A 12,532-nucleotide genomic window follows, 5' to 3' on the forward strand; every position below is an offset into this window, starting at 1 on the left:
ATTTTCCTAGTCTATATTCGTGTATATTCGTGATCTGACATGAAATCCCTCTTGGCCAATGTATGATTTTTACCTCACGCCAATGAAGCTATGACAGCAATTCAAAAAGGCACCTGATTAGGTGCCCCTCGATTCATTCAGATTCCATTCCTCATTTTTTCTGACTACGCCTCATAGTGAGAGCCAATACGGAGTTTGCATTGCATATGCAAGATTCGATTTTGCCAACAGAACTACCCCGTCTGCGTTTTATTTGAGGGCGCAAACCAACCAATAAGTGCGATCGCAACGAGAACACCATAGAAAAATAAAGTCCAGACTGTGCTATGTGGAAAATGATGATCCAACACGCCGATGTCTTCGTGAGCCAAGGTAATGACGGCCAGCTTCACTCCAACCCATGCCACAATCGCATAAGCTGTCGTCTCAAGTGCAGGACGCTGCGCAAGCAGCTTAACGAACCATGTAGCCGCGAATTTAATTAGGACAAGGCCAGCTATACCCCCAATCAGCACAACCAGGAACTTACCACCATCCATTCCGCCAAAATCACCGAGCGGTGAATCCGGAAGACCAAGTGCTAAGGCTACTGCTGCAAGAATGGAATCAACTGCAAAGGCGAGATCTGCAAGTGCTATTTTTCCGACAGTAGGCCAGAACCCTTTCCCTGCAGACTCCTTTTTGATGTCCTCTTGATTGTTTTTGTTTTCCTTGCCGAAACGCGCTTTGATGATATGCTTTAATCCAAGATAAAGCAGGTAAGCAGCGCCAACCGCCTGTATTTGCCAAACATTCGCAATGAACGATATCGCGAACAATGCAGCAAAACGGAAAACAAAAGCCATAATGATCCCGTAATTAATTGCTCTTTTCTTTTGTTCCTCAGGTAAATGTTTTGCAATGATTGCCAGAACAAGCGCATTATCCGCAGACAGCAAACCTTCCAACCCAATTAGAATCAGTAAAGTCCATGCATACTCCAACCATATTGACTCCATCTTGATCGATCACCCCATTAAATTGTTCGCAAAGTTTCTTACAGCATATATAGATAATCTTTTCTTTCCTATCAATCGTTATACGCAAAAACACACCGATCCAAATTTTGATACAATTATTCAACCCAATGCTTTCACTAAGTTAATATATTAATGTTCTGCTTGAACTTAGCCTCACCTTAAAAAAAATTTTAATGAGACTTCTTTTTCTTGCTCTCAGGCAGTCTACTTGTTTAACTGTTGGGCTTCCAGTTAATAAAAATAAATAATTGGCGCATAATAACCCACAACACACAAAAAATGAGTTCAGCGCAGGTGCCGAACTCATTTACTCTTGTTATATTCATATTGTGTTCGAACAGGAGTAAGCAAGAAAAAGGTTGATTTCAGTGAATCGTTGGGAAGAATGACAATGGGACTTGTCTGTCCAGCATATCTAATTCGAATACTGGTACACTCACGGTTACGAAGCATATCACTTAAAAACTTGCCATTAACCGAGATGGAAAATTGTTCGCCTCTCATTTCGAGTAAAGGCACTGCATGTTCAACATCTCCGATTTCCCTTGTTCGGGACAATAATTTTAATTGCGCAGATTCAGCTGCTAGCCTAATAATATAATCTCCCGCCAGAACTGTGACACAATCAACAGCAGCTAAAAAGCATTCTCTATCAACTAAAATTTCACACAAATAAGAGCGAGGGACGACATTGTTTATGGAGGGAAATGTCCCTTCAATTAAGGCTGACTCAACTTTCAGTCCATTCGCTATAAATTTTACTCTGTTGTTGCAGATAGCCATCTCAATAGCTTTATATTCATCGCCTAACAGCTTTGCTAATTCCAACAGATTTTTTGCTGGGACAATCACTTTAAAATTTGTATGAGAACTGCTTGCAATATGTAAGGTACGAGAAGCAAGGCGGACACCATCAGTAGCCATGATATTAATGTGATTATCATTACACTCAAACGAAACTCCGGTTAATACCGGTCTGTTCTCAGAGGTTGCTGCCATTACTGCTACCTGTTTAATCGTTGCCTTAAACAAGGTGTGATTTAATTGCAGTCTATTGGAATAGCGCTCTTCTTCTTCACGTTTAATGTACGGAAATTCTGTTGGGGCCATCCCACATAATCGTATGTTTGAGTGTCCTGACCTGATGGTCAGCATCAGCTTTTCTTCAGTTTCTAGTTCTAGTACAATCACTCCGTCTCGGAGCTTTCGAATCACCTCGAAAAAGTAACGCGACGGTATAACAATAGTCCCTTTTCTTTTAATGTTCAAAGTAGCGCTGCTTTGTTGAATCTCAGACTGTATCGTCATACTTGTATTGCTGGCAGTAAAGATAACACGATCTGATGCTGCTTGAATATGTATCCCTTGAAGTATAGGTGCTGGACCATTTAATGCAACAGCCTTTATTACGTGTTGCAGCGAACGCATAAGAACATCTTTTTGCACTTCAATGAGCAAACACTTCACCTGCCTCCATACTATTTGGCATAATAAGATTCAATTATGTTACGAAGCGCCTCTGAACGGGATAATCTATGTTCAGTACGGTAGTTCTCAATATTGTCCCATAATTCCTCCGACAGGGTTAACGACACTTTCTTAGTTACACCTATTCCCTTTCTACCTGAACCTTGACGAAGACCGCCTCTTGTAAAAACAAAGCCTAACTGTCCATCTTTATTAGAAACACGAACGTTAATCTTATCTTTGGGCAATAGAATACACCTCAATTATGATTTAGGTAACTTTATTCAAAAATCATTCAATTTCATCGTATCATATTTGATGGATGTTAACAAACAAAACATAATTTCATCCACAAAACATAAATTTTGCTTACTTTTGCACCATGCTTGCTCCTAATCAGACATAATCTTAATCTTCATCTCCTGCGACCGGCAGCGTGATTGTAAATACCGTACCTTCACCTGCCCGGCTTTGAACGGATACATGCCCCTGATGGTTTCTGATAATGTTGTAGCTGATCATTAAGCCAAGGCCTGTACCTTTGTCCTTAGTCGTATAGAAGGGCTGACCAAGATTGGCTATCTTATCGTCAGGAATGCCTAAACCCTCGTCGCGGATAACGATATCCACCGCTGATGCCGGATTTCTCGAAATCTGTACGGAAATTGTTCCGCCACTCTGCATGGCTTCGATTGAGTTTTTCAGCATATTGATGAACACCTGTTTCAATTGGTTTTCATCGCAATGTATCCAAATTTCTTCCTGAGGAAGGTTAAGCTCTATCGACACATTGTTCAAATTTGCCTGCGATTCCATCAGTTTCACAACATGCAGAACAACGTCTTGTAGTTTTTCTAACACAAAGCTCGTCCGTTGAGGTTTCGCCACCATTAACAACTCACTTATAATCAGCTCGATTCGATCCATCTCAGATGCAATGATTTCATAATAATCTGGATTAATCCCTTTCTTCGTCAGCTGTAGGAATCCTTTTATAGCCGTCAACGGGTTCCGAATCTCATGAGCAATGCCCGCTGCGAGTTCACCCGCGACTGCCAACTTCTCCGATCGCTCATAAATTTCTCTCGCCTTCTGAAGCTCTGTTATATCTCGAACGACCAAGATTCTTGCCGTTTCACCGTTAAACTTTGCAGGCATTGCGGATACTAGCACATGAAGAGGTTTACCGTCCAACCTAACCCAATTCTCCTCCATCCGCTCAGATGTACGACCCTGCATCTCTGTAAGCTGGATTCGCTTGCGTACGTTGGGGTGGTAATCCGGATGAACCGTATCAAAAACGTTATGCCTTAAAAGATCATCCGGTGCGCTGCCACCCAACAAGCTGACACCAAAGGAATTGATGAACAACCATTGTGTTCCCCGTGCAATCATAATGGCTTCCGGGAAAAATTCAATAAGTTCGCGGTACATTGCTTCGCTCTTCATTAAGGCCTCTTCGGCGCGTTTTCGCTCAGAGATATCGCGAATAATCGCTGAATAATAAGACTTTCGATCAGCTTGCCAGGAATTTAGAGAAAGCTCGATGGGGAATATCGTGCCTCCTTTGCGCTTACCCTCAAGTTCTACCACACTACCGATAATACGCGGGGCGGCACCATGGTGGTAGGAGTGAAAGCCCTTGCGATGCCTTGTCAAATACCCTTCTGGAATAATAAACTCAATGCTTTCGCCGAGCACCTCCGCGCTAGTATAACCGAATACCCGCTCCGCACCTTGATTCCATAAAACGACCCGCAGATCCTCGTCCGTTACAATTACCGCATCTAGCACGGATTCAACTATCTTTTGAAATCGGGTTTCGTGGAATTGCTTTTCCTGCTCGTGCTGTCGTACGATTCGATCCATATTTCTCCTTGATTCCGTAACATCTCTGCCAATCACATAGACACCTTGATGATCATGGTCAATAATCCGTGGAATCGCATAAAGCTTCAATAATACGACGGCTCCCTCTTTACTGTGGAACGCAAGCTCATGCGAGCTAGTTTGTTCCGTTACGGCTTGGATAAATATCTTTTCGGCCAGCGACACAAAGGAAGATTCCACAAACTCACGGATATGCGTCAACCGGAGCTCATTCTGCTCATACCCAAGTACTTCCGTTGCAGCGGCATTTCCGTGTAGAATATAACCCTCTCGATTTACCAACAGGACAACGTCAGGGTTTTCCTCGAACAACGGTTTATAACGCATCTCACTTGCCACTAGTCGCCTATCAATATAGATGAACGTCACCGCGAGCGTGAGTATGAACAGTGTTGCAAAGAAGATGGCTCCACCTACCCATTCCTGACCATGAGAAGCAATCCAAGCGGAGTGAGGATTCATGTCTATATACGTCGTGCCAGCTACTGCCACGAAGTGCAGTCCTAACATACCGAAACCCATAAAGGCGGAACAGAGAACCTTGTTTACCAATTTCTTAATCAATGCATGCCAACGATAAGCTAATGTAAACACAAGGAAAGCATCAAGAATGCCTACGACAATTGTAAGTACAACCGATACTGGTTGATACTCCAACGTCACCCCAATTAACGCGCCTGTCCCAACATAGTGCAGCACAGTCCCACCGATGCCAAGGACCACACTCCCCGTCAGAATAGACCACCAAACGTGCTTTGAAAGCCATATAATCATGAAGGCAATGAAGGAAGCAGATAAAGAAACGAAGTACGATGTAACGACTCTCCATATATCGTAAGCAGCAGTTATCGGATGCGCTGTCATTGCAATGTAATGCATCGAACATATACCGAGTCCGAGCGCCGCAGCCCCTAAGAACAACCAGACTGTCCGCCTAGTCGCCAGTAATCTCTCTATAAGGCTGAATGCAGCAAAAGCAGAGACGGCAGCTACCGTATAGGCCAAAAACACGATCGGTAAATGATGTTCTGTCAATAAAAACATGTCGTTCCTCCAATGCTTGTCTAAAGTATAGGATGGGCGCGATAATGATTTCTCACGCATTCTTCGTGCATTTGTATCCGATGTTTTACTATACCTTTGTAGGGAACCCTTGGCATTACCTTTCTGTTTATCTATTCACGAATGCCACTTACTTGCCACTCACCCACTCTACATACCATCTTCGACAGCTGTTTACAGCGTCCAGGGTACAGCATAGCATTAAACCAGCATGAGCTACGTCATAATTACTGTAAATATATAAAAGACCCTTATTTGCTCCATTAGCAAATGAGGGTCTCTTAGATAGGCATAGTAAATCTCATTTATTGCAGGTTCATCCTTATTTATTAAGAACAGGCTGCTTAAGCGGCTTAAGAGCTCGCGACTGGTCTACATAGATAAATGCATCGTATCGACTTGGCAAGATAGACGGTACATAGTTGCCCCGTTCATAATCTGGGTGGTAAACGACACCAATTGCCCGATGTCCAAGCGGTTGCTCGAGCACATTACGATCCTGATCAAAAATGATCATTTTATCCTGAGCACCGGCCTGATGAAGTAAAGCTTCCCAGCTGCCAGGTATCGCTTTCGGTACCTTCATGACTTCAATTTCACCACCCCATCTATTTGCAGCGATAACCGAACCTTGATAGGTTCCAAAGCCCACCGCATAGACATGCTCCTGACCAAATTTTTCTCTAAGCAACTGGCCAACATTAATCATCCCTTCAGCCGTCATATCTGTTGCTCTTGCATCCCCAATATGAGTGTTATGCTCCCATATGATCGCCTTCGCATGAGGTCCGTGAAAATCCTTAATACGTAACAACGCCTCTACCATATGTCGATCACGGATATTCCAAGAATCAGGGCCACCACGAACCATGGATCGATAGTAACGCTCAGCATTGATAGTAACCAGAGCATTTAGCTCATCGTTTAGCGATACTTCATCTTGGGGCTTGCCTTCTTTTCTCTTCTCCTGAAGCGTAAGCAACAGCTTAACAACTTCCTCCTCACAGCCCTCAGAAAGAAAGCTTGCGGAAACGCCATAAGCTTGTGGATCTCGACCATGCGGTTCAAAGCATTCAAACGCTTTCTGTGCCATTGCCAAATCAGGAGAATTCGTTTTCTTGAGATGGCTTAAAATTTCTTCCATCGATTCCCATAGGCTATAGACGTCAATGCCGTAGAATCCAATTTGATTGTTATCTTTCTTATTTTCATTAAATTCATGAAGCCATTGCACTAAGCTCATTACTTCTTCGTTAGCCCACATCCACGTCGGCCATCTATTAAAGTCATTTAACGCTTCTCGTGCATGTGCAGGCGCATCCGCTTTATGCTTGATGTATCTGTTTAATGTATAGCATGACGGCCAGTCGCCCTCAACCGCAATAAAGGAAAAACCTTTCTCCTTTATTAGTCTTTTCGTAATTTCTGCTCGCATGGTATAGAACTCTGAGGTACCGTGGGAAGCTTCTCCTAGCATAACGATTTCACAATCACTCACAGCTTGTATAATCAATTCTAGATCATCCATCGATTTGATGGGCCTCGATAAACTTTGAATTTCTTGTATGATGTCTTCTTCCCACATATTCATATACTCCCTCTAAATGTTCCATTTACGTAAGAATTGATTAAGTGGAACCTGCTTGTTCGGTTTATGCTATTCTCACCCTCATTCGGACCAACTATTCAGAACATGACCCCTTTTACACCTGAATAAATAACGTGAACAAAAGCATAATACCCATTGTTGCTACAATGAAAAGGAGTCTGATTTATGATTGATTTAGCTGATAAAGTCGCAATCGTAACCGGTGGAGCTTCGGGTATCGGTTTAGCGACAGTAAAAGCCTTTTTAGATAAAGGTGCAAAAGTTGTGATTGCCGATTATAACGAGGAAGCTGGAAAACAGGTTGAAAAGGAACTAAGCAGCAACGGTTCAAATGCAACATTCATCTATGTGAATGCTGCTGAAGAAAAGTCTGTTGAAAACCTTGTAAGTGAAACCGTAAAGCTTTATGGTCGATTAGATATCATGGTCAACAATGCAGGGATTGGTGTACTTGCCAAAACCCATGAGCTCACTTTTGAAGAATATAATAAGGTAATTTCGATCAACCAAGATGGCGTATTTTTTGGCGCAAAGTATGCGATACGCGAAATGTTAAAAACTGGTGGAGGCTCAATCGTCAATACTGCGTCCATTCTAGGACATGTTGGGGAGGCAGGCGCTTTCGCATACAATGCAAGTAAAGGTGCAGTCAACATCTTAACGAAATCTTTAGCGTTAGAATATGCAGATAAAAATATCCGCGTAAATGCTGTTTGTCCTGGATATGTTGAGTCTGGAATGGTCAACAAAGAAGCGCTGGGAGAATTTTATGACGGTTTGGTTGCCAGACATCCTATTGGACGCCTTGGTCAACCAGAGGAAATTGCGCATGGCATCGTATTTCTATGTGAAAATGAATTCGTAACTGGAAGCTCACTTATGATTGACGGCGGGTATACAGCACAATAAAATTAGCCAAATAGAATGGAGTGTTCTAAATATGGGAAGAAACAATAACCAAGGTCATAGTAAAAACAAAAGCTCGCTACCACAAACACCAAAAAACGAAAAAATTGCGCCTAACGAGGTACAAGAGGAGTTTGCTCAAGAGATCGCAGATCTTACAAGACGAGCTCCTAAGAAAACTACAAAAAAGTAATGGCATATTCCAGCAACCGTTATGAAGAGCACACCTCAGTAGATGTGCTCTTTTTCCTATTCCTATTAATGACTGTTTGATATATGGCAACGTCATCGTTTAAACTACAGCCTCTTGAACACTCGCTACGTCTTAAATTAGGTAATATACGGATGCATAGTAGAAAAATTAATTCGAGCATTGAAACTTTTTTCTATGATTCATTGTATTGATAGGAAAGGGGGGATGGAATTGAGTGATCGTTTATTAATACAACGACTTCAAGAAAACGATGATCAGGCAATAGAAGAACTCATTACTAGATACGGCCAATACACTGCAACAATTGTTTACCGAGTTGGCGGTCCAGCGTTAAATGCGGAGGATGTTGAAGAGGTTGTATCCGATGTGTTTTATGCTATCTGGAAAAGTAGACACAAAATTGTACAAACAGAGTCTATAAAGCCTTACTTGGCACAAATCGCGCGGAACATGACCCGGAACAAGTGGAGGCAAGTGAAGAATGATCAGCCGTTGGATGATCAAAGCTCGATAATGAATTCCCCTGCAACTGACGAAGCGCTGATTCAAAAAGAAAGCATCACAACGATTAAGAAGTTGATCGCGGCATTGAAGCCTCCAGATAACGACATCCTTCATGCCTACTATATTTGGAATTATACACTTGAAGATATTGCCCTAATGTTTAATCTTCCCTTATCTACGGTAAAATCTAAGATTTACAGAGGCAGGAAAACAATTGTTGAATACTGTGAAAGAGGAGGTAGTGGGATTGAAAAATTCTAATAATCATACAGAGATTCCGGAGATTAATCTAAACAGGGTCAAGCATTTAACAATGAGTAGAATAAAACGGAACAAGATGTTTGCGTTCAAGAACAGATTCACTAAAATAGCCTGCGCGATTGCAGCTGCTTTTGTCATTACAACAGGTGGGGTGGCATACGCTCTGAATGCTGAAGGCATACAAAACATACTCAGCAAAATAACGGGGATTCAACAATCTAAAATACTTACGGTAGGAAAAACGATTTCGAACAACGATTATGAGCTGAAAGTCCATGAAATTGTGACAGATTCAAGTTTGGGTTACATTGTTGTATCAATAGAGGCATTAGGGGATAAGAGCAAAAAGAATTTTGGTAGCTATCAATTTTCTACCTATGATATCCGTACAGTGGGTAGTGCATATGGCGTATCGGAGCTGAGAGATTTAAGAAAACCTTACATCAAATATTATAAAATTGGTCTCCAGGGCGTATCTAAGCTTCAGGAATACATTCAAAATGACGGAATTCTTCGATTTTCACTTAATGGGATGGATACACCCATCGAAGTTTCACTGTCGCCTACTGTAGATCGTATTGATATGGACATTGCGGAAGATACAACCAGCGGGTTCCAGTATCAGTTCAATAAGCTTTACGTATCAGAGCTTGGTTTATCATTCGAGGCGACAGATACTCGTACAGATATGCAAGAATATGATTATAAAATTGAGTTGCTATTCAATGACGGAACAAAGGAGCTATTGCTTCAAGAAAAGAACCATTCATACGAACATGGCGACTTGCTCCAAACTAGGTCAGGTAATATTAGGTCAGATCATAACGGTACTTATGCAGATAAGTTCATACTCTTCTCAAAGATTCTTCCTTTGGATACCATAAAGCAAGTCATTATTAATGATATCGCATTCGATATCGAAAAATAACTGAGCAGAATAGCTTCTATTAGCAACCAAAGGGCGATCAAGTAGATTTGATCGCCCTAAAAATTATACACCGCTCGGCGTGCTTATACAGCCAATCAAACCTTACGAACTGCGAACCAAAGTTCGATATAATTGAGGCTGTCCTTTGTGCCGTACAATTCCAATTCTAATCCTTCCACTTGTTCGTAGCCAGCCGTCGGTAGCCACTCCGTATAAAAGCGTCTATATAGCGTATCAATCGTCTCACCAAATTGATCCCATGTATGCGGCTCAGATGGGAAGATTGCCCACGTATGCGCCGGAATGATTGTCGTCTTGTACCCATCAGTATTGCTGCCTTTTCCTTTAAAAGCGAACAACATATATGGAAATGTATCTGGCTCGGTTTTTTTGTAGCTGCATACCGCATGGACGCCATACAGATTCTTGCTGACAAACGATGGCAATTCCCCCGCACATTCTTCAAGACGCTTCACGTCTCCGTTCGCATGGCTCTTCTCCCACAGCTTCGCCGGAGTCTGCGGCTCCTCCCCGCTCCCATCCACACGGAACACACCCTCAATGCCGAATACTTCAAAACGATCTTTTGTCTCAATTCGGTAATTCATTGCCTCTACCCCTTTGATTGTGATAAGGAAAGATAAGCGAGGATAGGCTTTCAGAGCAATTCCCTCTTGGCGAGCCATAGACGGGGTGATTCCATGCAATGCTTGAAATGCCCTTGCGAATGAAACTGGAGATTCGTACCCGTACTTCATCGCGACATCAATTACTTTCGCCGCACTGCCATTATGCAGCTCCAGTGCAGCCAGCGTTAACCGTCTTCTTCGGATATACTCGGCTAGCGTCACGTCTGTAATAAACGAGAACATACGCTGAAATTGATAGGACGAACAGCAGGCCATTCTGGCTGCTTCCTCCAACTTAATCTCTGTCGTTAGGTTCGTCTCGATATAATCAATCGCTCGATTCATCCTCTCAAGCCACTCCATCTCAATCCCTCCTCTCGAGTTCAAGTATAAGTGGGGTAAAGAAAAGCTTCGCAACGTTTCGTGCCAAAAAAAGTTGCTTCTAGACAATGACGAGCTGGCCAATCCGACTCACTGTGGCCATCTAGTCTTTATCGATGTGAAAAATTCCAATCTCATTGTAATGATCGAGCTTGTAGTTGATAACGCCTAGGCTTCGATTCAGCACGGCCATCTGCTGCTCGATGTTCGTACGGTGGCGCTCCAGCATCTCTCTTCTCTGCTCGCTTGTTGCCGAGCCCTCCAGGCATAGCAGCATGAATGCCTTGATCTCCTCCAGCGGCATACCGCTGTCCTTCAGGCAGCGAACCAGCTCCAGCCAGTGAATGTCTGTTTCCGAATATTTGCGGGTACCGTATGCCGTCTTCTTCAGCAGCGGCATCAATCCCTCCTTGTCGTAGAAGCGCAAGGTAGAGGGCGGCAAATTTGTGCGCGCAGCAGCTTGTTTAATCGTGTATTCCATGCATACATCCCTTCCTTTCCCGTGAATCCGAGATTATGCTATTGAAAGCTTGACTTAAACCCCACTTTAACTATTAATCTGAGTTTACGCAATACGATATTTCTTTTGGAAAGGCGTGAAAGCAGTGAAATACAGGAAACTAGGCAGAAGCGGATTGAAAGTAAGTGAGATTGGTCTAGGGAGCTGGCTAACCTATGGTTCGGCGACTTCGGAGGAGGCGGCACGTGCTTGCATTCATAAAGCATATGAGTCAGGCATTAATTTTTTTGATACGTCCAACTCTTATGCTGGGGCAGAGCAAGTAATGGGCAGCACTTTAAAGGATTACCCGCGCAGCAGCTATGTGCTCGCGACCAAGCTGTTCTTTGCTCAAGGACCTGGTCCCAATGAACGGGGATTGTCACGCAAGCACATTATGGAGCAATGCGAGGCCAGTCTGAAGCGTTTGGGCACTGACTATATTGATCTGTATCAATGTCATCGGTTCGATCACGAGACACCGATTGATGAGACACTGCGGGCGCTGGACGATCTGCAGGCTCAGGGCAAGATCCTATACGCGGGAGTCAGCGAATGGTCAGCGGCGCAAATCGCCGAAGCATCCGGTATCGGCAAAAGCCTAGGCTTGAGACCGCTCATATCCAACCAGCCGATTTACAATATGTTCGAGCGGTATATCGAGAAAGAAGGAGTCATCCACCAATGCGAGCAAGAAGGGCTCGGCCTTGTTGTGTTTTCTCCGCTGGCTCAAGGGGTGTTGACCGGTAAGTACAAGCCCGGCCATCCTATTCCACAAGATACACGTGCGGCCAATAATCAGACCAATGGCGTTATCAACAGCTACTTGCGCGAAGACGTACTACAGTGTACGGCCAAGCTTGAGGAGTTAGCAGCTGAGGTCGGTGCGACGCTATCCCAATTTGCTCTGGCTTGGGTACTCCGTCAATCCGCTGTAAGCTCGGCGATCATCGGCTCAAGCCGACCGGCGCAGATTGAAGAAAACATAAAAGCTATCGATCTGGAGCTCAATCCTGATATCGTGTCACGTACAGAGGAAATTCTTGCTACCATCCGTCATTTCGCTCCTATGAGGTAAAACGCAGTACACCTCAGATGACCAGCGGCAACAAGCGGCAAGTCGTCTGAGGTGTTATTCTACTGGTACTCCCCGTCCTGCACCA

Annotated in this window: 12 protein-coding genes; 5 read left to right on the plus strand and 7 right to left on the minus strand. The window is 43.5% G+C overall.

The features are described from left to right. Positions 1–233 precede the first annotated feature (233 nt). From ACFP56_RS16430 to ACFP56_RS16450, 5 genes are all read right to left on the minus strand, one after another. Entirely contained in the window at positions 234–998 is a 765-nt protein-coding gene (locus ACFP56_RS16430) for a TerC family protein (protein ID WP_379236500.1), read from the minus strand. Positions 999–1,322: 324 nt separating this feature from the next. Then, the gene (gene dnaN, locus ACFP56_RS16435; protein WP_379236502.1) at positions 1,323–2,477 is read right to left on the minus strand and encodes a DNA polymerase III subunit beta; all 1,155 of its coding nucleotides are present in this window, start codon (positions 2,475–2,477) and stop codon (positions 1,323–1,325) included. Positions 2,478–2,497: 20 nt separating this feature from the next. Further along, positions 2,498–2,734: a ribbon-helix-helix domain-containing protein gene (locus tag ACFP56_RS16440; RefSeq protein WP_379236504.1), complete on the minus strand. Its 237-nt coding sequence runs from the start codon at positions 2,732–2,734 to the stop codon at positions 2,498–2,500. 160 nt (positions 2,735–2,894) lie between these two features. Beyond that, positions 2,895–5,420 (minus strand): PAS domain S-box protein, encoded by a 2,526-nt coding sequence (locus tag ACFP56_RS16445; RefSeq protein ID WP_379236506.1) that lies wholly within the window; start codon positions 5,418–5,420, stop codon positions 2,895–2,897. 340 nt (positions 5,421–5,760) lie between these two features. Next, the gene (locus ACFP56_RS16450) at positions 5,761–7,029 is read right to left on the minus strand and encodes an erythromycin esterase family protein (RefSeq protein ID WP_379236508.1); all 1,269 of its coding nucleotides are present in this window, start codon (positions 7,027–7,029) and stop codon (positions 5,761–5,763) included. A 183-nt stretch (positions 7,030–7,212) separates the two neighbouring features. Between ACFP56_RS16450 and ACFP56_RS16455 the strand changes: the two genes are divergently transcribed. From ACFP56_RS16455 to ACFP56_RS16470, 4 genes are all read left to right on the plus strand, one after another. Next, a complete protein-coding gene (locus ACFP56_RS16455; protein WP_379236511.1) occupies positions 7,213–7,956 on the plus strand; it encodes an SDR family NAD(P)-dependent oxidoreductase in 744 nt (247 codons plus the stop codon). A gap of 31 nt (positions 7,957–7,987) precedes the next feature. Then, positions 7,988–8,146 carry a YfhD family protein gene (locus tag ACFP56_RS16460; RefSeq protein WP_379236513.1) on the plus strand — a complete coding sequence of 53 codons (159 nt, stop codon included), beginning with the start codon at positions 7,988–7,990 and terminating at the stop codon, positions 8,144–8,146. Between the two features lie 231 nt (positions 8,147–8,377). Continuing rightward, complete coding sequence (locus ACFP56_RS16465) at positions 8,378–8,932, plus strand: RNA polymerase sigma factor (RefSeq protein WP_379236515.1); 555 nt, start codon at positions 8,378–8,380, stop codon at positions 8,930–8,932. Next, positions 8,919–9,860: a DUF4179 domain-containing protein gene (locus tag ACFP56_RS16470; protein ID WP_379236517.1), complete on the plus strand. Its 942-nt coding sequence runs from the start codon at positions 8,919–8,921 to the stop codon at positions 9,858–9,860. Before ACFP56_RS16465 ends, ACFP56_RS16470 begins: the two co-directional genes overlap by 14 nt. Before the next feature lie 95 nt (positions 9,861–9,955). On the opposite strand, the gene ACFP56_RS16475 is transcribed toward ACFP56_RS16470, so the two are convergent. Together ACFP56_RS16475 and ACFP56_RS16480 are read right to left on the minus strand one after the other, a co-directional pair. Next, positions 9,956–10,852 (minus strand): AraC family transcriptional regulator, encoded by an 897-nt coding sequence (locus ACFP56_RS16475; RefSeq protein ID WP_379236519.1) that lies wholly within the window; start codon positions 10,850–10,852, stop codon positions 9,956–9,958. Between the two features lie 121 nt (positions 10,853–10,973). Further along, complete coding sequence (locus tag ACFP56_RS16480) at positions 10,974–11,351, minus strand: MerR family transcriptional regulator (RefSeq protein ID WP_379236522.1); 378 nt, start codon at positions 11,349–11,351, stop codon at positions 10,974–10,976. Positions 11,352–11,475: 124 nt separating this feature from the next. Between ACFP56_RS16480 and ACFP56_RS16485 the strand changes: the two genes are divergently transcribed. Beyond that, the gene (locus ACFP56_RS16485; protein ID WP_379236524.1) at positions 11,476–12,447 is read left to right on the plus strand and encodes an aldo/keto reductase family protein; all 972 of its coding nucleotides are present in this window, start codon (positions 11,476–11,478) and stop codon (positions 12,445–12,447) included. Positions 12,448–12,532: the final 85 nt, after the last annotated feature.

It is taken from the genome of Paenibacillus septentrionalis (assembly GCF_042659865.1).
Taxonomy (GTDB): Bacteria; Bacillota; Bacilli; order Paenibacillales; family Paenibacillaceae; genus Pristimantibacillus; species Pristimantibacillus septentrionalis.

Coding starts and splice junctions, on each gene's coding strand:
- ACFP56_RS16430 (WP_379236500.1), bottom strand. CDS start 998: ATGGAGTCAATATGGTTGGAGTATGCATGGACTTTACTGATTCTAATT.
- ACFP56_RS16450 (WP_379236508.1), bottom strand. CDS start 7,029: ATGAATATGTGGGAAGAAGACATCATACAAGAAATTCAAAGTTTATCG.
- ACFP56_RS16475 (WP_379236519.1), bottom strand. CDS start 10,852: ATGGAGTGGCTTGAGAGGATGAATCGAGCGATTGATTATATCGAGACG.
- ACFP56_RS16480 (WP_379236522.1), bottom strand. CDS start 11,351: ATGGAATACACGATTAAACAAGCTGCTGCGCGCACAAATTTGCCGCCC.
- ACFP56_RS16455 (WP_379236511.1), top strand. CDS start 7,213: ATGATTGATTTAGCTGATAAAGTCGCAATCGTAACCGGTGGAGCTTCG.
- ACFP56_RS16460 (WP_379236513.1), top strand. CDS start 7,988: ATGGGAAGAAACAATAACCAAGGTCATAGTAAAAACAAAAGCTCGCTA.
- ACFP56_RS16445 (WP_379236506.1), bottom strand. CDS start 5,420: ATGTTTTTATTGACAGAACATCATTTACCGATCGTGTTTTTGGCCTAT.